General features: G+C 71.5%; 20 protein-coding genes and 1 pseudogene. 10 read left to right on the top strand and 11 right to left on the bottom strand.

Features of this window, described 5'->3' with window-relative positions:
- Position 1 precedes the first annotated feature (1 nt).
- Positions 2-406: a hypothetical protein gene (locus tag ACIBCK_RS34190; RefSeq protein ID WP_399396580.1), complete on the top strand. Its 405-nt coding sequence runs from the start codon at positions 2-4 to the stop codon at positions 404-406.
- A gap of 28 nt (positions 407-434) precedes the next feature.
- The gene (locus ACIBCK_RS34185; RefSeq protein ID WP_399396578.1) at positions 435-773 is read left to right on the top strand and encodes a hypothetical protein; all 339 of its coding nucleotides are present in this window, start codon (positions 435-437) and stop codon (positions 771-773) included.
- 145 nt (positions 774-918) lie between these two features.
- Here ACIBCK_RS34185 and ACIBCK_RS34180 read toward each other — a convergent pair whose 3' ends face one another.
- The 3 genes from ACIBCK_RS34180 to ACIBCK_RS34170 form a co-directional block, all read right to left on the bottom strand.
- Positions 919-1,806, bottom strand: a complete 888-nt coding sequence (locus tag ACIBCK_RS34180) for a DUF2382 domain-containing protein (protein ID WP_399396576.1) — start codon at positions 1,804-1,806, stop codon at positions 919-921.
- A 274-nt stretch (positions 1,807-2,080) separates the two neighbouring features.
- Positions 2,081-2,509, bottom strand: coding sequence for a hypothetical protein (locus tag ACIBCK_RS34175; RefSeq protein WP_399396575.1), 429 nt, complete (start codon positions 2,507-2,509; stop codon positions 2,081-2,083).
- A 201-nt stretch (positions 2,510-2,710) separates the two neighbouring features.
- On the bottom strand, positions 2,711-3,646 hold the full coding sequence (locus tag ACIBCK_RS34170) for a YihY/virulence factor BrkB family protein (RefSeq protein WP_399396573.1): 936 nt from the start codon (positions 3,644-3,646) through the stop codon (positions 2,711-2,713).
- Between the two features lie 337 nt (positions 3,647-3,983).
- On the opposite strand from ACIBCK_RS34170, the gene ACIBCK_RS34165 reads away from it, so the two are divergent.
- The 4 genes from ACIBCK_RS34165 to ACIBCK_RS34150 all read left to right on the top strand — a co-directional run bounded on the left by ACIBCK_RS34165 (position 3,984) and on the right by ACIBCK_RS34150 (position 8,684).
- Complete coding sequence (locus ACIBCK_RS34165) at positions 3,984-4,577, top strand: hypothetical protein (RefSeq protein ID WP_399396571.1); 594 nt, start codon at positions 3,984-3,986, stop codon at positions 4,575-4,577.
- A gap of 250 nt (positions 4,578-4,827) precedes the next feature.
- Positions 4,828-5,634 carry an ABC transporter ATP-binding protein gene (locus ACIBCK_RS34160; protein ID WP_399396696.1) on the top strand — a complete coding sequence of 269 codons (807 nt, stop codon included), beginning with the start codon at positions 4,828-4,830 and terminating at the stop codon, positions 5,632-5,634.
- Entirely contained in the window at positions 5,631-6,611 is a 981-nt protein-coding gene (locus ACIBCK_RS34155) for an ABC transporter substrate-binding protein (RefSeq protein WP_399396569.1), read from the top strand. The genes ACIBCK_RS34160 and ACIBCK_RS34155 overlap by 4 nt, the downstream gene beginning before the upstream one ends.
- A gap of 6 nt (positions 6,612-6,617) precedes the next feature.
- Entirely contained in the window at positions 6,618-8,684 is a 2,067-nt protein-coding gene (locus ACIBCK_RS34150; RefSeq protein ID WP_399396567.1) for an iron ABC transporter permease, read from the top strand.
- 234 nt (positions 8,685-8,918) lie between these two features.
- On the opposite strand, the gene ACIBCK_RS34145 is transcribed toward ACIBCK_RS34150, so the two are convergent.
- Together ACIBCK_RS34145 and ACIBCK_RS34140 are read right to left on the bottom strand one after the other, a co-directional pair.
- A complete protein-coding gene (locus ACIBCK_RS34145; protein ID WP_399396566.1) occupies positions 8,919-10,460 on the bottom strand; it encodes a SulP family inorganic anion transporter in 1,542 nt (513 codons plus the stop codon).
- Between the two features lie 54 nt (positions 10,461-10,514).
- On the bottom strand, positions 10,515-11,174 hold the full coding sequence (locus tag ACIBCK_RS34140) for a carbonic anhydrase (RefSeq protein WP_399396564.1): 660 nt from the start codon (positions 11,172-11,174) through the stop codon (positions 10,515-10,517).
- Between the two features lie 334 nt (positions 11,175-11,508).
- Here ACIBCK_RS34140 and ACIBCK_RS34135 point away from each other — a divergent pair, with 334 nt between their 5' ends.
- Positions 11,509-12,054 carry an HAD domain-containing protein gene (locus ACIBCK_RS34135; RefSeq protein ID WP_399396695.1) on the top strand — a complete coding sequence of 182 codons (546 nt, stop codon included), beginning with the start codon at positions 11,509-11,511 and terminating at the stop codon, positions 12,052-12,054.
- Between the two features lie 48 nt (positions 12,055-12,102).
- The gene (locus tag ACIBCK_RS34130; protein ID WP_399396561.1) at positions 12,103-12,675 is read left to right on the top strand and encodes a GNAT family N-acetyltransferase; all 573 of its coding nucleotides are present in this window, start codon (positions 12,103-12,105) and stop codon (positions 12,673-12,675) included.
- Positions 12,676-12,708: 33 nt separating this feature from the next.
- Here the strand turns inward: ACIBCK_RS34130 and ACIBCK_RS34125 are convergent, their stop codons facing one another.
- Together ACIBCK_RS34125 and ACIBCK_RS34120 are read right to left on the bottom strand one after the other, a co-directional pair.
- Positions 12,709-13,188, bottom strand: coding sequence for a DUF5709 domain-containing protein (locus ACIBCK_RS34125; protein WP_399396693.1), 480 nt, complete (start codon positions 13,186-13,188; stop codon positions 12,709-12,711).
- Between the two features lie 111 nt (positions 13,189-13,299).
- Positions 13,300-14,544: a PP2C family protein-serine/threonine phosphatase gene (locus ACIBCK_RS34120; RefSeq protein WP_399396559.1), complete on the bottom strand. Its 1,245-nt coding sequence runs from the start codon at positions 14,542-14,544 to the stop codon at positions 13,300-13,302.
- Positions 14,545-14,796: 252 nt separating this feature from the next.
- Here ACIBCK_RS34120 and ACIBCK_RS34115 point away from each other — a divergent pair, with 252 nt between their 5' ends.
- Together ACIBCK_RS34115 and ACIBCK_RS34110 are read left to right on the top strand one after the other, a co-directional pair.
- A complete protein-coding gene (locus ACIBCK_RS34115; RefSeq protein ID WP_367047880.1) occupies positions 14,797-14,979 on the top strand; it encodes a hypothetical protein in 183 nt (60 codons plus the stop codon).
- 111 nt (positions 14,980-15,090) lie between these two features.
- A complete protein-coding gene (locus ACIBCK_RS34110) occupies positions 15,091-16,113 on the top strand; it encodes a PHP domain-containing protein (protein ID WP_399396556.1) in 1,023 nt (340 codons plus the stop codon).
- An 80-nt stretch (positions 16,114-16,193) separates the two neighbouring features.
- On the opposite strand, the gene ACIBCK_RS34105 is transcribed toward ACIBCK_RS34110, so the two are convergent.
- The 4 genes and pseudogenes from ACIBCK_RS34105 to ACIBCK_RS34090 all read right to left on the bottom strand — a co-directional run bounded on the left by ACIBCK_RS34105 (position 16,194) and on the right by ACIBCK_RS34090 (position 20,729).
- A complete protein-coding gene (locus tag ACIBCK_RS34105; protein ID WP_399396555.1) occupies positions 16,194-18,290 on the bottom strand; it encodes a xanthine dehydrogenase family protein molybdopterin-binding subunit in 2,097 nt (698 codons plus the stop codon).
- 32 nt (positions 18,291-18,322) lie between these two features.
- Positions 18,323-19,306 (bottom strand): FAD binding domain-containing protein, encoded by a 984-nt coding sequence (locus ACIBCK_RS34100; RefSeq protein ID WP_399396553.1) that lies wholly within the window; start codon positions 19,304-19,306, stop codon positions 18,323-18,325.
- Complete coding sequence (locus tag ACIBCK_RS34095) at positions 19,303-19,836, bottom strand: 2Fe-2S iron-sulfur cluster-binding protein (protein WP_399396551.1); 534 nt, start codon at positions 19,834-19,836, stop codon at positions 19,303-19,305. Before ACIBCK_RS34095 ends, ACIBCK_RS34100 begins: the two co-directional genes overlap by 4 nt.
- A gap of 78 nt (positions 19,837-19,914) precedes the next feature.
- A pseudogene (locus ACIBCK_RS34090) lies at positions 19,915-20,729 on the bottom strand (SAM-dependent methyltransferase).
- Positions 20,730-20,801: the final 72 nt, after the last annotated feature.

The raw sequence follows: 20,801 nt of genomic DNA, 5'->3' as shown, positions 1-20,801 counted from the left end.
CATGACCTACGACCCGCTCGACGAGATGTTCCGCCGGATCGACCTGGCGCAGGCCATGGAAGAGCAGTTCGGCAACAGCCGGGACTGGCCACTGCGCCTGCGTGCCGCGCATGCCCAGCTGGAGCAGCTGCGCAGACTGCTCGGCGACTCCCCCTACGAGACCTTCGCCGCGAGCGCCGTGGAAGCCGTACGGCGCCGTGCGGAGAGCCAGGGCCCGCGGGACCTGCACAGTCAGTACCTCGGCCGGGAGCTGCACGAGCAGGAACACATCCTCGGCGAGGACGCCGCACATGTCGCCTGGGGGATCGCGAGCGGGCTCACGGTGCTGCTCGACGACGAGCTGTACGAGAAGGTCATCACCGTCGCGGCGGCGGCGTGCGGGGCGGGAGCCGCCGCCGGCGCCTGAGCAAGGGGACCGAGGGGACAATGGCCGCATGACCACCCAGGCACAGGCCCAGCCACCGCACCCCGGCTCGTGCCGCTGCCTGTGCGGAGCCCACCCTGAGTTCCCCGCGTCATGCACCGGTCATGCCGAACCAGGCCTGACCGGTGCCTTCGACTCACCCTTGTGCCGCAACTGCCACGACATCCGCATGGGCCTCGCCCCCCAACGCGCCTCCGCCCTGGAAGCGGTCACCGCCACCTGCACCTGCCACTGCGGGGTCAACCACCCCAGCAGGCCCGGAGTTTGTGCAGCGGCCTCCGAGGACGGGGTGACGATCGACGGCAGACCTGCCTGCCCCGAGTGCGAGGAAGCCAGCCGCGGCAGCTGACGGTGTCGGCGAGGTGAGCAGGGAGAAGTTGAGCAGGAGGAACTTGAGCAGGAGGAACTTGAGCAGGAGGAAGGGGAGCACCCGTGCCGGGGTGCTCCCCTTCCTCCTGCTTCAGCTGCCCTCGATCACGGCGCCCTGAGGGGCGTCAGTGGCTCGGGCCCTGCTTGCGGTCGCGCCAGGACTCGCCCTTCGCGCGGCGCTCGCCCTTGGCGTCGTCGAACTCGATCTGCTCCTTGCGGACCGTGTCCGAGACCTCCTCGGTCTCGGTGACCTTCTCGGTCTCGAGACGGACACGCTCGACCGGCACGGACTCCTTGCTGACCACCGCCTTCTCGGCGTGCAGGGTCACCTCGGTCTGCTCCTCGCCGATGTTGGCGCGCGTGCGGTCACCCTCGCGGATGGGCTCGCGTACGACGCGGACCTCCTCGTGGGAGATCGGGACGGAGGTCTTCACGTCTTCGTTGACGACCACCTTGCGGAGGCGGGCCTGCCCGACCTCCTGCTCTTCCGTCCCGACGCGGAGGCGCTCCTCCGAGCGGATCATCTCGTCCCGCTTGCCCTCGTCGCCCGCGCCGGAGCGCGTCGCGAACTCACGCGCGCCCGCGTTGCTGCCGCGGCCCTCACCGGCGCCCATGCCCATACCGGCACCTGCTCCGGCCATGCCCGCGGTACCGGAGCGGCCACCTGCCGAGGGGGCAGGCGTGCCACTGGGGCGCGTGAGGCCGTAGTGGGTGTAGAGGTCCTGCTCCTCGCCCGGCTCGAGGTGCTGGTCGGCGTCCACGCGCGGGGCGTCCTTGACGGCTTCCTTCGTTGCCGTCACGTGGAGCTCGTCCTGCTGTCGGCGGGCTCCGGCGAGCGGCACGAAGCTCTGCTTCATGCCGAAGAGACCGGTCTTCACGGTCACCCACTCGGGACGCCCAGTTCGGTCGTCGAGATACACCTGCTCGACGCTGCCGATCTTCTCGCCGGTACGGTCATAGGCCGTAAGGCCCGCGAGCCCGTCGGCGCTGGTGAAGGCCTCGCCCTGAGTCATGGGTGATCACTCCCTCGCAGCGCGCGACGGGCAGAATCGAATCTCGCCACGGACGCCGCACGCGTCCCCTCCATCCCGCTCCGGACCGGAGCGGGGCGCAACCAGGAGAGTTACGGAGCGTGCTCGGACAGCTCGTTCGAGGTCCTTTTACGGGCTGTTTGCGGCGATCGGGGTGACTTCGCCCACCCTCCCCTCGACTCACCCATTCGAGTGACGGGATGTGCGGGTGCCGAGGGTGTCGGGGGCCCGGGTCCAGGGCATCGAGGGCCCGGGGCTAGGGCAGGGCTGCCCGCAGCAGGACCTGCTCCGTCTCGGAAGGGAAGAAGCCGGAGATCCCCTGCATCAGACGCAGTGCCGTGGTCACGCGCCGGGGGAGGGGCCGCGGCAGTCCGGCCGGAGTGAGGACTGCCACGCACGGCTGCGTCCGGGCCCGGTCCAGTTCGTGCTGGGCGCGCTGATCCTCTCCGTTGCGGATGTGCACCAGAGCGCGCCGGACACTGCCCGACGCCTGTTCCGAGACGCTCAGGAGGGCGGTGATGCCGGACGCGGTCGCATCGGCCCCGGTGGGGCCGGCGGCCGGCCGGGTCATGGTCGGCGCCGCACCGGCGAGCGTGCAGTCGCTGGCGGCCAGTCGGAGGTGGATGCTTGCCTGGTCCAGGATTTTGACGATCGCGCACAACCGTCCCGTGTCGAACGAGGCCATGGGATGACTCCTCTTCGATACCGCGTGGCGAACACGCGCACGAGTAGTTCGTCCTTCAGGCGTATCACCGCTGCACGCCGCACCCGAACCCCCATGGGGGGAGCGCACGCGGCGCGCAGGGAAGGGCGAACGCGAGCGCACCGCCCGGGATTTCCGCCCGGGGGCGCACAACCAGGGCCCGTCCTGGACGGCTGCGTACGGTCAGGCGGACGCGTCGGCCGGTACGCGCGCCATCTCCACCGTGAACTGCGCTCCGGCCAGCAGCGCCAGGTTGGACACCCAGAGCCAGACCAGGAAGACGACCACTCCGGCCAGTGAGCCGTAGAGCTTGCCGTAGGTGCCGAACCCCGTGGCGTACAAGGTGAACAGGCCCGAGGACAGGAGCCACAGCAGCGCTGCAAGGAGGCCGCCCGGCAGACTGCGGCGCCAGCCGCGCTCCGACGGCGGCGCGTTGCGGAAGAGCACGAGGACGAGCAGGACCACGAGACAGACCAGGGCGGGCCACTTCATGACGGTCCATGCGGTCTGTCCCGCGTCGCCGACCCCGATGCGCCGCCCGACGGTCTCGACGAGGGAGCCGCTCAGTACGAGCAGGAGCGCGCTCGCGGCGAGCAGCGCGAGCAGCGCGGCGGCGGTCATCAGCACGCGGTGCGCCTTGCGCCACATCGGCCGGGTGTCCTTCACGCCGTGCATCGCGTGCAGGGCCCGTCGGAAGACGGCCGCGTAGCTCGACGCGGACCACAGTGCGCTGACCCCGCCGGCGATCACCACGGTCACGGCGGCGGACCGCGCGCGGGCCATCTCGGTGAGGGCCTCGTTCAGGGCGCTGCCCGACTGCGCGGGTGCCCAGTCGGTGACCTCGGCGATGAGTGACTGCGTGGTGTGCGGACTGACCAGGCTGATCAGGCTGACCGTGACCAGGAGCGCGGGCAGCAGGGCGAGAATCGCGTAGTACGTCAGCGCCGCGGCCCAGTCCGACACGTCGTCGTTCCACATCGCCACCGGGGTGCGGCGCAACGCGGAGCCGCGCCGGGTCCACGGTGAGGGAGCTCCGGCAGGACCGGCGGCGGGGAGAGACCCGGGCCCGTCCGGGACGCCGGCGCGCCCCGCACCCTCAGGCGTCGCGGAACTGGTCATGGGCTGCTCCTCGCGGTTCGTGCGGACGGTTCGTGCGGACGGGGGGCGTGCGGACGGCGCACTGTGCCGTTTTCCCTGCTCGACCCCTTGGACACGTGTCGCGCGGGTCCGTCACGAGGAAGCGGGCGGAACGTAATCTTCCCCTTCCCGTCACCTGCGGGTCGCAGCGGGTCCGCGTACGGCGACCGGTAGCGGAGGTAGCCGTTCAGTGACATCGCGGACAGGGCTGTGACGGGGGAGCGGGCAACGGTCGCGGGATGTCGCGGGTCGTATGTGGCGTGGGGGTCGGGCAAGCCGGCCCTCCGGGAACGGGGAGTTGACGATGATGAGCGTTCGCATGAGCCGAGGACTGTGTGCCCTGGGTGCCGCGGTGGCCGTGGCGGGTGTGGTGGCCGGTACGAGCCCGGCGGCCGCCGCCGGTTCGCCCCGGTTCCTGGCTCCGGCGGAGCTGCCGCCGCACGCGTCGTCGGCGTGGGTCGCGGGCCCGGTGACCGCCGGGCAGCCCGACCCGCTGCCGATGTGCGTGGGAGAGGCCCTGCCGTCGATCTCCGTGCACCGCGACTACCGCACGGACCTGGACACCAACGCCCTCCAGGTGACGGTGGTCGAGCGCAGTGAGCAGCGTGCCAAGGACTTCGCGGCGCTGCTGCGCAAGAACCTGGAGGGCTGCTCGAAGAAGCTGATGCAGCAGTATCCCGACGTGACCGCGACCCAGAAGTTCTACGGGAAGCTGAACGTCGAGGAGGGCGCCCACGTCTACGGCGTCCACACCGAGGCCACGACGGGCTCGTCGGACATCAACATGCTCTCGGTCGGCCGGGACGGCACGACGGTGACGCTCGTCAAGTGGGGGCAGATGGGCAACTTCGCCCACGCGCAGGTGGCCGACTTCAAGACGACGACCATCAAGGCCGTCAAGAAGCTCTACTGACGGACCAGGACCGAACAACTGACGGAACTGGACCGAAACAGCGCCTCTGGTGCCGCCCATCGTCACGGCCGATGGGCGGCACCCGTGCGTGCAGATGGGCGGCATCCGTGCGTGAAAGGGGGATCTGGGCCGGGTTGGGACCCCCTACTTCCAGCCAGACTAAGGTTAGGCTAACCTTCACGCCGTGAGATCAGGTGAACGCGCAGGTAGCGCCACACGTCCGCGCGGTCACGAACTGTCCGCCGAGCACATGACCGTGTCGTACGACGGCGTCGACGTCGTCCACGACGCCGCCATCCAGCTCAGGCCCGGCGAAGTGACCGCTCTCGTCGGCCCGAACGGGAGCGGCAAGTCGACACTGCTGCGCACCGTCGCCCGCTTGCAGGGTGCCCGGCTCGGCACCCTGACCCTCGACTCCGGCACGGCCGACGCCGCCGACGCCTTCGACCTCACGTCCCGCCAGTTCGCCCGGCGCGTCGCGCTCCTGACCCAAGGACGCCCCACGCCCGGCGGTCTGACCGTCCGTGACGTCGTGGAGTTCGGCCGCTATCCCTACCGGGGGCGCTGGGGTCAGGCCGATCCCGGGGGCGCCGCCGTGGTGGAACGTGCGCTCGCCATGACCGGCGTCGACGGCCTCGCCGACCGCGCCGTCGACCAACTCTCCGGCGGACAGCTGCAGCGGGTGTGGCTCGCCGGCTGCCTCGCCCAGGAGACCGGCGTGCTCCTCCTCGACGAGCCGACCACCTACCTCGACCTGCGCTACCAGATCGAACTCCTCGACCTGATGCGCGACCTCGCGGACGACGGCGGCATCGCCGTCGGCGTCGTCCTGCACGACCTCGACCAGGCAGCCGCCGTCGCCGACCGGATCGCCCTCCTGGACGCCGGGCGCATCGTCGCCGACGGCGCCCCCGAAGACGTACTGCGGCCCGAGCGCCTCTCCGAGACGTACGGCATCCGCATCGAGGTCGACACAGACCCCCTCACCGGCCGGCTGCGCACCCGCGCGATAGGCCGCCACCACAGCAGAAGTGAAAGGCTCCACACCTCCTCATGAGACGCTCCCTGATCGCCGCGACGGCCGCCACCGCCGCGGCCCTCATCCTGTCCGGTTGTGGCACCTCCGAGCCCGCCAAGGCCAGTTCGGACAAGAAGTCCGAGCCGATCACCCTCACCGACGCCAACGGCGAGACGGTGAAGCTGGACGGGCCGGCCAAGAAGGTCGTCGGAACCGAGTGGAACGTCGTCGAGTCCATGGTCACGCTCGGCGTCGACCCCGTCGGTGTCGCCGACGTCAAGGGCTACAAGGCGTGGGACTCGGCCGTTCCGCTGAAGAACGACCCCAAGGACATCGGCACCCGCGGTGAGCCGAGCATGGACACCCTCGCCGGTCTCACCCCGGACCTCATCGTCACCACGACCGACATGTCGGCCTCCGCGGTGAAGCAGATGAAGAGGGTCGCCCCCGTACTCCAGGTCAAGGCCGCCGACGGCTCCGACCAGGTCGGGCAGATGATGGACACCCTCGACGTCATCGCCAAGGCCACCGGCACGACCGGGCAGGCCAAGAAGGCCAAGCAGTCGTATGAGGCCAAGGTCGCCGAAGGCAAGAAGGCGCTGAAGGAAGCCGGGCTCGACGGCTCGAAGATCGCCATGGCCGACGGTTACGCCGCCTCCAACCAGGTGTCCCTGCGCGGCTACACGAGCAACTCCCTGCTCGGCGCCGTCAACGAGGACCTCGGCCTCAAGAACGCCTGGAAGCTCAAGGGCGACAAGGACTACGGGCTCGCCACCACCGACGTCGAGGGCCTCACCGCGCTCGACGACGACGCGAAGCTCGTCTACATCGGCAACAAGGGCGACGACAGCTCCGACGTGTTCACCGACGAACTCGCCGACAACTCCGTCTGGAAGTCCCTGCCGCTCGTCAAGGACGACGAGGTGCACCGTCTGCCCGACGGCATCTGGATGTTCGGCGGCCCCGAGGCGATGGAGGCGTACATCGACGCCCTCGTCGACAGCCTGAAGAAGTAGGAGACCGTGGCCGTCACCGCAACGCCCTCAGCCACGCCCGAACGCGCGGCCGCATCCCCATCGGGCGCGGTCGCGGTGACGGCCGGTCTCGTACTTCTGGTCGCCGTTCTCGCCGTCGTCGACATCACGCAAGGCACCGCGTCCGTCGGCCCCGGCCACGTGTGGAAGGCCCTCACCGGGCAGGCCGAGCAGGGCGAATCCTCCGTCGTCATCGCCTCACGCATGCCGCGCATGGTCGCCGGGATACTCGTCGGCGTCGCGCTCGGCGCGGCCGGCGCGACCCTGCAGGCCGTCACCCGCAATGTGCTCGCCGCACCGGACACCCTCGCCGTCAACACCGGTGCCTACCTCGCGGTGACGATCCTGGTCGCCAGCGGCGCCACGGCCCCGCTGCTCGCCTCGTCGGGAGTGGCGTTCGTCGGCGGCCTCGCGGCGGCCGCCGTCGTGCTCTCGGTGTCGGGACGAGGCGCCGGAACGGTCCGCCTCGTCCTGGCGGGCAGCGCCCTCGCCCTCGGACTCAACGCCGTCACCGAGGCGTTGCTCCTGCTCTTCCCCGAACGGACCGAGGGCCTCTACCAATGGGGCCAGGGGAGCATCAGCCAGAACGGCTTCGACGGCGTGGTCCAGATGGCGCCCGTCATCGGGGCCGCACTCGCCGGCCTCCTGCTGATCGCCCGTCGCATCGACGCCCTGGCCCTCGGCGACGACGCCGCGCACGGGCTCGGCGTCCCGGTCCGTGGGACGCGCGTCTCGTCCGTCGTCCTCGCGTCGATGCTCGCCGCCGCGACGGTGACGCTCGCCGGGCCGATCGCCTTCGTGGGGCTGTGCGCCCCCGCCCTCGTGCGGCCACTCGCCGGTCGTTTCCGCGCCCTCGTACGCCACCGGGCCCGCATCCCCGTCGCGGGTCTGGTGGGCGCCACCCTCGTACTGGGATCGGACGTGCTGCTGCGCGCCGTGACGTCATCCCAGACCGCGGTCGCCGTGCCCACGGGCGTCATCACGAGCGTCGTCGGCGCCGTGTTCCTCGTCGTCATGGCGATGCGCACCCGCGACGGCGCCGGGGCCGTCGCGCCGGAGCGGCTGCGCATCCCGAGCCGGACGGCCTACGTCATCACCGTGGTGCTCCTGGTGGGCGCGCTGGTCGGCGTCACGATCGCCGCGGTGCTGGTCGGTGACAGCACGTTCCTGCTCGGCGACGTGGCCAACTGGGTCCGGGGTCAGTCGGGTCAAGCCATCACCTTCGTCCTCGACACCCGGGTGCCACGGGTGCTCGCCGCGCTCTGCGCGGGTGCCGCGCTCGCGCTGTCCGGCACGCTCGTGCAGTCCGTGACCCGCAACCCGCTCGCGGAACCCGGCGTCCTTGGGGTCTCCGGCGGGGCGGCGCTCGGCGCCATCATCCTCGTCACCTCGGTACCGGGCGCCGGATCGTGGAGCATCGCGGGAGCGGCGTTCGCCGGAGCCGCTGTCAGCTCCCTGGTCGTCTTCGGGCTCGCGGCGAAGGGCGGGTTCCAGAACAGCAGGCTCGTCCTCGTCGGCATGGGGGTGTCATCGGGATCCCTGGCCCTGATCAGCCTCGTCATCGTGCTCACCGACCGGTTCAGCGCGACCAAGGCGCTGATCTGGCTCTCGGGCTCCACCTACGGACGGAGCGGCACCGACATCCTGCCGGTCGCTGCCGTGCTCGTGGCCGCGACGGTCGTGGCGGTCTCCCGCCGCAAGGAACTCGACCTCGTGTCGCTCGACGAGGACACGCCTCGGCTCCTGGGGCTCGACCTGGCTCGTGGGCGCCTCGGCTTTCTCATCGTGAGCGTGCTGCTCAGCGCCACCGCGGTGGCCGCTGCCGGCACGATCGGCTTCGTGGGACTCGTGGCGCCGCACGCGGCACGCGCGCTGGTGGGCCGACGCCACGTCCGGGTCGTCCCGGTGGCGATGCTGCTCGGCGCGTCCCTCGTCTGCCTCGCCGACCTGCTGGGCCGTACCGTGATCGCCCCGGCGCAACTGGGCGCGGGGCTCATGACGGCGGTCGTCGGGACGCCGTACTTCGTGTACTTGCTGGTACGCAGCCGGCGTTAGCCGCGGGCTGCGCCGACCAGCGTGCCCGACAGCCGCACGGCCCCGCCGCGACGGGGGGACGCGGCGGGGCCAGTTGAGCGAGTGCCCCGCCGATCGAGCCTCACGCCTGCCGCGGGGGATTGTTTTCGGCGATTCCACCGGGCGGCAAGGCGCGAGGAGCACCGCGCCGCCCGCCACCGGGGCGGGTGGCGGGCGGCGCGGCGGGTGATGCGGGCGATGCGGGGCCGACGGGGGTCAGCGGCGCATCGGTATCTCCGCGGGTTCCCCGGACTCGGAGTCGGGGAACGTCTTCATGCGCACCGCTTCCGTACCGCTGTCGTTGTGCCGCAGCGCCCAGTTCTCCAGCGTCGTACGGCAGGCGTGGTCCAGATGCCGTACGGCGGTCAGGTCGAGCTCGATGGGCCGGTCCTTGGGCAGGGCCTCCAGCGTCTCGAGAATGCGGGGCAGCCGCAGGAACGTCGCGTTGCCCGTGAGGGTGACGACCATCCGGCCGCCGGTCAACTCCCGTACGTCCAGGTGGATGTGCGAGGTGTCCCAGGCGGACTTGACCACCGCGAGCACCAGGCCGAGCACCACGCCCTCGAACATGTTGGTCACCACGATGGCGATCGCGGTGGTGGCGAGCACCAGCGCCTCGCCCCGGTGCTCGCGGGCGAGCGGGACGATCGCCTTGACGGGGATCAGCTTGCAGCCCGCGTGGACCAGGACGCCGGCGAGCGCCGCCAGCGGGATGATGCCGAGTGCGGCCGGGAACAGCACGGCGAACAGCAGCAGCCACGCGCCGTGCAGGACCCGGGAGAGCGGAGTACGTGCGCCGGCCTCCACGTTGGCCGAGCTGCGGACGATGACCGCGGTCATCGGCAGCGCGCCGAGGACGCCACACGTCGCGTTGCCGATGCCCTGGGCGACCAGCTCCTTGTCGTACTGCGTGCGCGGGCCGTCGTGCATGCGGTCCACCGCGGCGGCGCTGAACAGCGATTCGGCCGAGGCGATGAGGGTGAAGGCGAGGACCGTGCCGAGCACGGCGACACTGCCGAGGGCCGCGAGGTCGCCGAACCCCGGCGGCTGAATGGCGTCGACCAGTCCGCGTACGGTCACGTTGGCCACGTCGAGGCGCAGCCCCGCGGCCACCGCGGTGGCCAGCGCGACGGCGGCCAGTGGTGCGGGCACCACGCGCACGGCCGCGGGCAGCTTCGGCCACAGCACGAGCACGGCGATGGTGCCAAGGCCCAGGAGCGCGGCGGTCAGTGAGGCGGTGTCAGCCAGCACGTCGGCGAGGAGTCCGGGCAGTCCGGCTATCTTGTCGAGCCCGGAGCGTGGCTGCTCGGCCCCGGCCATGGTGTAGAGCTGGCCGAGGATCAGAACGAGTCCGATGCCGGCCAGCATGCCCTGCACGACGGACACGGAGATGGCGCGGAACCAACGGCCGCAGCGCAGCAGGCCGAGGACGATCTGCAGGACGCCGGTGAGCAGCACGATGGCGCCGAGCATGCCGAGGCCGAACTCCTGTACCGCCTCGAAGACGAGGACGGTCAGTCCGGCGGCGGGCCCGCTCACCTGCAGGGCGCTGCCCGGCAGGAAGCCGACGACCAGGCCGCCGACGATGCCGGTGACCAGGCCCAGTTCGGCGGGCACACCGGAGGCGACGGCCACGCCGACGCACAGCGGCAGGGCCACGAGGAAGACGACGAGCGAGGCGAGGAAGTCCTGGCGCCGGACGCCCGGTTCACGCAGCGGGCGGAAGGGGGAGCGGAGAGTGGAGAGGAATGAGGACATGAGGGTGGGGGGTCCTGTCGTGAGAGCGAGCCGGTCGGTGGGGCGTGGCGGCTCTCACAGCGGACCGAACGCCGGCCGGCCGTCCTGCGAGGGGCGGTGGGCGGTGACGGTGCCTGTGTGCACTTCGTAGTACCAGGCGTGCAGGGTCAGTGAGCCTTCGCCGATCCGCTCTCTCACGCAGGGGTAGGCGCGCAGCCTCTCCACCTGGGCGAGCACGTGGGTCTGCACGGCTTCGGCCACGTCCGTGGAGGCGGGGGAGAGGCAGCGCAGGGCGGCGTCCGAGGCGACGGAGTGGTCCAGCCAGTCGCGCACGGCCGGTACGCCCGACAGGTCTTCGCCCCGCACCAGGGCGCCCACCGCGCCGCAGTGCGAGTGTCCGCAGACGACGATGTCGCGGACTCCGAGCACGCACACCGCGTACTCGATGGTGGCCGCCTCGCTCATGGGGTGACTGCCCTGGCCGAGGCCGTCGCGGGAGTCCCGCGCGTCACGGGAGGGGTAGGGCGGTACGACGTTGCCCGCTGTACGGAGTTCGAAGAGTTCGCCGGGGCGTGCTCCGGTGATCAGGGTCGGTACGACGCGTGAGTCGGAGCACGTGACGAACAGGGCTTCGGGCGACTGCCCGGCCTCGAGGGCCTGGAAGGCAGCGGCGTTTTCAGGGGCCGCGACATGCGTCGCGGCGAAGGAACGGGCGTTGTCGATCAGGGACTTCATGATGGCCTGCCTCCTGCGTCACTCCGGCGGAGCCGGGACGCGGTGTGGTCGGGTCGATGGTGACAGTGAGGCGGCGCGGGCCGCTGCATGGAACAGCGGGCACCACGTCGCCCCGGATTCAGCCTGTACGGCAGCTGTGTCTCTCACTTTGCCATCGCATTAACCTCTGATGACAGAGCAAAAACCTGCCAAAGATTGAGTAATAAACGCCCCTGAACTGCGAGTTGATCGAACGCTCAACCGCAGACCGAACCTCCACGTGAAGATCATGTGCAGCCGGTGAGATGGTTCCGTTCGCAGGCCTGTCGGTGCCGCCCGCTACCGTTCATCTGTGATCAGTGCCGCAGTGCCCCTTCTCTTTCTCGACGTCGATGGCCCCCTCCTTCCCTTCGGAGCGACACGACAACAGCTTCCGAACGGATATCCGACCTACGGCACCGGAGGTAAACCGTCGGAAGCCGACGCGAACCCGCTGATCACCCGGATCGATCCCGCGCACGGGCCGCGCCTGTTGGCGCTGCCGTGCGAGCTGGTGTGGGCCACCACGTGGATGGCCGACGCGAACGAATGCGTCGCGCCGTGGCTCGGTCTGCCGGAGCTGCCTCTTTTGCTCTGGCCGGACTCACCCGAAGAGTCCGATGAGTCCGAAGAGGACGAGCGGCGGGGCCTCCACTGGAAGACTCGCCCAGTTGTTCGGTGGGCGGCTGGGCGCGCGTTCGCCTGGGTTGATGACGAGATCACCGATGCCGACCGGTTCTGGGTGGAGGCCCACCACTCAGGGTCGGCCCTACTTCTGCGGGTCGACCCCACGCGAGGCATGACGGACGAGGACTTCGGCGTCCTCGGCAGGTGGCTGCGAGGCCACTCGGGCGTGCGTTGAAGCCGCCGCATCCGCGGACCTCGGGGGCACCCGTGTCACTGTGGTGTCATGTCCATCGACGTGCGCCCGGCCTCGGTCTTTGAGGATGTCCGGGCCGTGATCGGTCCCAAGTCGGCCGGTGCCAATGTCTGCTGGTGCCTGAGCTATCGGATCCCGTCCAAGCTCAACAACGAGCTGCGCGGGCCGGAGCGAGGGGAGTATGTCGCCGGGTTGTGCCGTGCGGAACCCCCGCCGGGGGTGCTCGCCTATGACGGGGGCGAGCCGGTGGGGTGGGCCGCGGTGGCGCCGCGCGCGGAGACGTCCTTCGCGCGGAACCGGAAGATTCCGCACGTCGACGATCTGCCGGTCTGGTCCCTGTGGTGCCTCCGGGTGCGTCCGGGCCACCGTAAGCAGGGGATCTCACACGCTCTCATCGCCGGCGCGGTCGACTTCGCCCGCGTCCACGGAGCGCCGGTGGTCGAGGCATACCCGCTCGACAACGGCGACGCCAAGGTCGACCTGACGATGGCGTACGCGGGGATCCGCAAGAACTTCGAACGTGCCGGATTCACCCACGCCGCCGACACCACCTCCGTGCTGGCCGGCCACCCCCGGATCCTGATGCGGCTCGACCTGCGCTGATCTACCGCTGCCCTACCCCTCGGAACGCGCAGGTCAGTTCGCGGCGTCCGGGTCGATGACGTGCACCGCGGCCTCCTCGGCGGACGCTGCCCCGCCGTCGATTCCCATGTCCTCGCCGACCATGTCCTGCGCGGCGTCGGTTTCCGGGTCCCCGCTCGCCCCCTCGTCCGGGGCGAAGAGGCGTCCTGCGCGGGCGTCGCCCACCTCCGCCTCGTCGATCGGCTCGCCGTCCGTGTCGGTCGTGTCGCCGATGCCGTCGTCGGCCTCGCCGGGATCGGGAACCTCGAGCGCGGGGTCGGGCCGCTCCTCGGACAGGCGTTCGTCCAGGCTCTCGCCCTCCTGCTGCTCCTGAGCGGTGGTGCCGGTGTGGCCCACCCCGAGGGGCCGCTCCGGGGGCGACCAGCCCTCGTCGTACGGATCCGCCCCGCGGTCGTTGAGCGTGTCCTCCGGATCGAGGATGCCCTCGTCCTCGCGGACCTCCTCCGCGGCGGGCTGGTAGACCTCGTCGCCCATGACCTCGTCGTCTCCCACGGTGCTCGTCCTCCTTCATGCGCGACTGATGCTGGTGTCCTGTCGTGTATCCACCCTGATCCAGAACACACGTTCCGGCATGCGGGGGAGGGGTCACCGTGTACCCGGCGGGCGCCACTCCAGGAGCAACAGCGTCGCGTCGTCGCGCAGTTGGTTGTCCTGCCGGTCGAGGATGGAGTGGATGAGCTGACGCAGGGCCTCGGGCGCCGGTTCGCCCGCCGCGGTCGCGCGGATGATGCTGTCCGTGAACCGCTCAAGGCCGAACTCGGCGCCACCCCCGGTCCGCAGCTCAGTGACGCCGTCCGTGTACATCAGCACCCGGTCACCGGGTTCGAGCGCCTCCTCATGGACCTCCCACGCCACACCGGCCAGCTCGGCTGGCGTCCCCATGGGCGGCTGGGCGGGCCGCTCCAGCGCACGGTCGAGCACGCGGTGGTCCCGGATCAGCAGGGGCGGCGGATGACCGCAGTTGCACCAGCGCAGCACGCCATCGGTCAGGTCGAGCTGGGCGAGGATCCCGGTGCAGAACTGCTCGGGCAGCCACCCGGCCAGCGCGTGCTGGATGGTCTGGACGAGCTCGGGCAGATCGGCCTCGGCGCGGCGGGCGTTACGGCAGCCGGCCATGGCCACGGCGGTCGTGAGCCCCGACGCGAGGTTGTGCCCCATCGCGTCGAAGATCGCCACATGCAGGGTCGACGGGGTCAAGGAGTGATCGAACGCGTCGCCCCCGATCTCGTACGCCGGTTCGAGGACGGCGGTGGAGATCACACGGGAGTTGCCGATCGTCCTGGGCGGCAAGAAGGCCCGGAGCATCTCGGCGGGCAGCTGCATGGCCTCGGACCGGGTCCGGCGCGCGAAGCTGTCGCTCGACGCACGCTTCGAGGTGATCGTCATGGCGAGCACGGAGGCCAGCATGCGGCAGCGCCGCAGCAGCGCGACATCGATGACCGACGCCGTGGCCCCGATCACCCCGAGGCGCTCGGCGCCGTCGATCAGCGGCAGCCAGGCGACGATTTTGCCCTGCGGCAGCTCCTCGACCCGCAGCGCGTGCGCCCGATAGGCCGAACCGGCGACGGAGTCGTCCACATCGAGGGACGGCATCCCCTCGGCCAGCGAGATCAGCCACCGCTGCTGGAGGTCCACGAGATACACGTCCACCCCGTCGAGCCCCACGGCGTCGGCGAAGCGCTGCGCCAGGGCGGGCAGCTCCATGGGAGCCGCCGCGTGCGCCGCGGCGAGCAGCTGCTCGAACAGCTGCTCCCCGGGGCCGGGCTGCCGGGGGCCTTGCTTCCCGGGAGCCCTGGCCCCGGGGTCGGGCTCCCTGGGATGGCTCGACATCTGTGATCACCGCCTCATCAGCAGTCTCACATCAGGCCCGGCATCCCGCCCGGCCTCGGACCGCAGGGGCCCCCATTTCACGTACAGGCGCCGTGTTTCGGGCCTCATCGGGCTCACCCCGGCCCCCCGGACCGGCCGTCTCAGTGATCGACCCCGGTCCGCGGAGGCCCGTCCGCGCAGCGTAAGGTCGCGGACCGGCCGTCTGCGGCCCAACCGAACCAATACAGTCACCCGAACAAGGAGCTGCTGGTCATGCCAGCCAATGACGCCGCTGAGGCGCCGATCTACGAAACCCTCGTCCAGGAACACGGCGACGTCCTCGCGACAGCCCGCAAGGCCGCCGAGGAGACCCAGCAGAGAGCCGAGGCCGTCCTCGACTTCCGGGGGCCGCTCGCGGTCGTGCCCGACGCCCCCTCCGCCGAGCCCGCGGCGTAGGCATCACCCCGGGGCGGGGAAAGCTCCCGCCCTCACATGCCCCGCCGCCCTTTGTGGGCGACGCTGGAAGCACACGTACGCCGTCACGGTCCCCGACGGCCGGAGGTGCTGATGGATCCCGTCGAGGCGCTGGAACGGATCGCCTTCCTGCTGGAGCGCGGCCGCGCCCCGACCTACCGGGTGCGGGCCTTTCGCACCGCGGCCGCGGTGGTCGGCGGTCTCGCCGACGGTGAGACCGCGCGGCGCGTCGCCGACGGCTCCCTGGAGTCGCTCAAGGGGATCGGCCCCAAGACCGCCGGTGTGATCCGCGAGGCGCTGTCCGGCGACGTGCCGGGGTATCTGGAGCGGCTCGAAGGCGAGGCGGACGCCCCGCTCGCCGGGGGCGGCGCCCGGCTCCGGGCGCTGCTGCGCGGCGACTGCCACCTGCACTCGGACTGGTCCGACGGCGGCAGCCCGATCGAGGAGATGGGCCGCGCGGCACAAGCGCTCGGCCACGAGTGGGCCGTGCTCACCGACCATTCGCCGCGGCTGACCATCGCGCGCGGTCTCTCGCCGGAGAGGCTGCGCGAGCAGTTGACCGTGGTGGCCGGCCTCAATGAGCGCTGGGCGCCCTTCCGGCTGCTCACGGGCATCGAGTGCGACATCCTCGACGACGGCTCGCTCGACCAGGAGCCGGAACTGCTCGACCAGCTCGACGTGGTGGTCGTCTCCGTCCACTCCAAGCTGCGCATGGACGCCGCGGCGATGACGCGCCGCATGGTCGCGGCCGTCAGCAATCCACGGGCCGACGTGCTCGGCCACTGCACCGGACGGCTCGTCACCGGGCGCGGCAGGCCGGAGTCGCAGTTCGACGCGGACGAGGTGTTCGCCGCGTGCGCGGCCGCCGGCACGGCCGTCGAGATCAACAGCAGGCCGGAGCGCCTGGACCCGCCGCGTCGGCTGCTGCGGACGGCCGTGGACGCCGGAGTGCTGTTCTCCGTGGACACCGACGCGCACGCGCCCGGTCAGCTGGACTGGCAGGTGATCGGGTGCGAGCGTGCCGAGGAGTGCGGGGTGCCCGCCGAGCGCGTGGTGACGACCTGGACCGCGGAGAAGCTGCTGGCCTGGACGCGGGAGAAGCGGGCGGCGGCCTGAACACGGCACGACGGCACGACGGCGCGACGGCACGACGGCGCGACGGTCCGGGGCCACGGCTTCAGCCGTGGCCGATGCCTTCAGAGACCGCCCGCGAGGACCCGGTCGGGCGTGAGGGGCAGCTCGCGCAGCCGTAGCCCCGTCGCGTGGTGCACCGCGTTGCCGATGGCCGCGGCCGTTCCCACGATGCCGATCTCCCCGATCCCCTTGCTGCCCATGGGGTTGAGATGTGCGTCGTCCTCGTCGATCCAGTGCGCCTCGATCGCCGGTACGTCCGCGTTGGCCGGTACGTGGTAGGCGGCCAGGTCGGCCTCCGTGAAGTCGCCGAAGGCGGGGTCCATGGTGCTGCCCTCGGTCAGCGCCATGCCCAGGCCCATCGTCATCGCCCCGATGAACTGCGAACGCGCGGTACGGGAGTTGAGGATGTGCCCGGCCGCGTAGACCCCGAGCAGCCGGCGTACCCGGACCTCGCCCGACACCGTGTCGACGCCGACCTCGGCGAAGTGGGCGCCGAAGGCATGGCGGGCGTAGTCGCTGTCCGCGTCGGCCTCGCCCGCGGTGTCGGCGGTGGCGCCGACGCCCTCCGGGGGCAGCTGCTGGCCCTCCTGTCCTGCCAGGCGTGCGGCGAGCCGCGTACAGGCCTCGTGGACGGCCCAGCCCCAGGAGGCGGTCCCGGAGGAACCGCCCGCGAGCGGCGCGTCCGGCAGGTCGCTGCTGCCGATCTCGGTCCGTACGGACTCCAGCGGGACGCCGAGCGCTTCGGCTGCGACCTGGGCGAGCACCGTGCGGGCGCCCGTTCCGATGTCGGTGGCGTTGACGCGGACCACGAAGCTGCCGTCCGGGTAGGCGTGGGCGCTCGCCTGTGACGGCGCGACGACCACCGGGTACGTGGCCGCGGCGACCCCGCTGCCCACCAGGACCGGCCCCTCGGCGCGCGAGCGGGGCCGAGGGTCGCGCTCGGACCAGCCGAAGCGCCGGGCGCCCTCGCGCAGGCACTCCGCGAGGTGACGGCTGCTGAAGGGCTTGGCGGAGTCGGGCTCCGTCCGGGTGTCGTTGCGCAGCCGCAGCTCCACGGGGTCGATGCCCAGGGTCACGGCAAGCTCGTCCATCGCCGACTCCAGGACGTACATGCCGGGCGCCTCGCCGGGCGCGCGCATCCAGGAGGGGCTCGGCACGTCGAGCGGCACCACGCGATGAGTGGTGCGGGCGTGCGGCGAGGGGTACATGACACGCGTGGCGGCGGCGGCCGTCTCGACGAACTCCTTGACGCGAGAGGTGTGCGCGGTCACCTCATGGATCACGGAGGTCAGCCTGCCGTCCCTCTCGGCGCCCAGCCGTACCCGGTGCAGGGTCGGCGAGCGGTGGCCCACCACGGCGGGCAACTGGCGCCGTGGCAGGACGAGTTTGACGGGCCTTCCGGTCTCGCGGGCGGCCATGGAGGCCAGCACCACGTGCGGGCGGGGTGTGCCCTTGGAGCCGAATCCGCCGCCGACGTGCTCGGAGACGACCGTGATGTCTTCCTTGGGCAGCGCGAAGAGACCCGCGAGGACGTCGCGGACGGTGGTGGCGCCCTGGCTGCTGTCGTGCACGGTCAGCCGCCCGTCCCGCCACTGGGCGGTGGCCGCGTGCGGTTCCATGGGGTGGTTGTGCAGCGGCGGCACCCGGTAGGTGACGTCGACGCGGGAGGGCGCGTCCGCGAACGCGCCCTCCGCGTCGCCGCGGACATGCTCGCCGGAGGTGCCGTCCTCGTCCTCCGGCACGTAGGCCTCGGGGTGATCGGCTTTCAGGGTGACGTCGTGCGGTTCTTCGGCGTAGGTGACCTGGACGGCTGCCGCGCCCTCGCGTGCTGCCTCCAGGCTGTCGGCGACGACGAGCGCGACGTACCAGCCCCGGTGCGGGACGCGCGCGTCCTGCAACACGGCGAGCGTCGCGTCGTCCGGCTTCTCCAGGCGCGGCGCGTTCAGGTGGGTGAGGACCTCGACGACACCGGGCAGCTCCCGGGCCGCCGTGTCGTCGACCGCGGTGACCGAGCCGCGCGCCACCGTGGCGGGCACCGGCCAGGCGTAGGCGCACCCCTCAGGGGTGTGCTCGGCGGCGTAGCGGGCGGTCCCGGCCACCTTCTGGGGGCCCTCCCTGCGCTCGGCGGGGGCCCCGAGGGCGCTGGCGGTGTCCGGCATGGGAGTTCTCCCTGGAAGCGGAGGCAGTCGGGTCACGAAGAGGTGAGGCGGCGCAGCACGTCGCACGCGAGATTGCGGGCGAGGCGCACCTTGAACGCGTTGTCCCGCAGCGGTTCGGCCGCGGAGAGTTCGGCGTCCACGGCGCTCAGGAACGCCTCGTCGCTCGCCGGGCCGCCGGCCAGCGCCTCCTCGGCGTGCCGGGCGCGCCAGGGCCGGTGGGCCAGGCCGCCGAACGCGATCCGCGCCTGGCGTACGACGGAGTCCTCGACGTCGAGGACCACGGCAACCGAGGCGAGCGCGAAGGCGTACGAGGCGCGGTCGCGGGCCTTGCGGTAGGCGGAGGGCAGCCCGGCGGTCCCGGGTGGGATCCGCACACCGGTGATCAGCTCGCCGGGTGCGATCTCGGTGTCCTGTTCCGGACGGCCGCCGGGCAGGCGGTGGAACTCGGCGACGGGCAGGGTGCGTCGGCCCCGCACGCCCTGGAGCTCCACCTGGGCGTCGAGCGCGGCGAGCGCGACCGCCATGTCCGAGGGGTGGGTGGCGATGCACTGCGGTGAGTGGCCGAGAACCGCGTGGTCGCGGTGGACGCCGTCGCGTGCTCCGCAGCCGGTGCCGGGCTCACGCTTGTTGCACGGCTTGCCCAGGTCCTGGAAGTAGGGGCAGCGGGTGCGCTGGAGGAGGTTGCCGCCGGTCGTGGCCATGTTGCGCAGCTGGCCCGACGCCCCCGCGAGGAGCGCCTGGGCGAGGACGGGGTAGCGCTCACGCACCAGCGGGTGGGCGGCGAGGTCGCTGTTGCGCACCGTTCCGCCGGCGCGGAGGGACCCGTCGGGCAGTTCCTCCACGGCGTCCAGCGGCAGCCTGCTGACGTCGATCAGCGTCCCGGGGCGTTCGACGCCCAGTTTCATCAGGTCGACGAGATTGGTGCCGCCGCCCAGATAGCGGGAGCCCTGACGGCCCGCGTGGGCGGCGGTCGCCTCCTCGACGCTGTAGGCACGCACGTACCGGAAGGGCTTCACCGGGCCACGTCCTCTACTGCCTCGACGATGTGCGGATAGGCGCCGCAGCGGCAGAGATTGCCGCTGAGCCGCTCTCGGATCTCGTCCCTGGTCAGCTCGACGGGGGCGCCCGTGTCCGCTTCCGGATCCGTCACGTGGGAGGCGCGGCCCGCCGCGGCCTCCTCCAGTGCGCCGACCGTCGAACAGATCTGGCCCGGGGTGCAGTAGCCGCACTGGAAGGCGTCGCGCTCCAGGAAGGCACGCTGTACGGGGTGCAGCCCTTCACCATCCTCGGCGTGAAGCCCTTCGACGGTGGTGATGTCGCACCCTTCATGGGCGACGGCCAGCAGCAGACAGCTGTTGGCCCGGCGTCCGTCGACGAGGACGGTGCAGGCACCGCACTGGCCGTGGTCACAGCCCTTCTTGGCGCCGGTGAGACCCATCTGTTCGCGCAGGACGTCGAGCAGTGTCGAACGGTGGTCGACGGTGGGGCGGCACGGCGTGCCGTTCACCGTCAGGGGCACTTCCGAGCGGAACACATCGGTCCCCATGGCGCTCTGCTCCCTCGTCGAAGCGTGGTCTGCGGTGTCACCGCGTAACCAGCCTGAGTCAGGACACACGTTCCGGCATCACGGCTTGCGGGCCAGGCCGCCGTGTTCGCCGATGGGCTCCGGGGTGGGGGAGTCGGGGGCCGGGCGCCAGAACGGGACCGAGACGACGCCCGGCTCCAGGAGTTCCAGGCCTTCGAAGAACGCCGCGATGCGGTCGACGGGCCGCAGGAAGTAGGGGACGGCGCCGGTTTCGTTGTAGGCGTCCTGGGCCTGCTCGTAGTCGGCGTCGGTGCCTCGGGAGCCGTCGTTGATCGAGAGGTAGCTGCCGGAGGGCAGGCCTTCCATCAGACGGGTGACGATGGCCCGCGCCTGGTCGTGGTCGCCGATGTGCCCCAGGATGTTGCTGAGGATCAGGGCGGTGGGGCGGGAGAGGTCGAGCGTCTCGGCCGCGGCGGCGAGGATGCGGTCGGGGTCGGACAGATCGGCGGCCACGTACGCGGTTGCTCCCTCGGGCGTGGAGGTGAGCAGGGGCGGGCGTGCGCGAGGACCATCGGGTCGTGGTCGACGTAGACGATCCTGGACCTCGGATCGAGCCGCTGGGCCACCTCGTGGGTGTTGTCCACGGTCGGCAGCCCGGTCCCGATGTCCAGGAACTGCCCGATGCCCGCCTCGGAGACCAGGTGGGTGATGTTGCGGCGCAGGAAGGCGCGGCTGCTGCGGGCGACGGTGACGATGCCGGGGAAGACGGCGCTGTAGGCGTCGCCCGCCGCCTCGTCGACGGGGTAGTTGTCCTTCCCGCCCAGCCAGTAGTTCCAGATCCGGGCCGAGTGCGGCACCGTCGTGTCGATCTTCTGATGCGCCGCGGGTCCGGGCGTCGTGGCGTGGTCGGTCATGGGCAGCGTCCGTCTTTCCCCGGGGCGTGAACTGTTCGACGCACAACCTATGTCCCAACCGCGCGGCCGCAT

The sequence above is a fragment of the Streptomyces sp. NPDC051218 genome (genome assembly GCF_044455475.1).
Classification (GTDB): Bacteria; Actinomycetota; Actinomycetes; order Streptomycetales; family Streptomycetaceae; genus Streptomyces.
The sequence above is the reverse complement of the archived record's forward strand: the minus strand, read 5'-3'. Positions and strand labels throughout refer to the sequence as shown.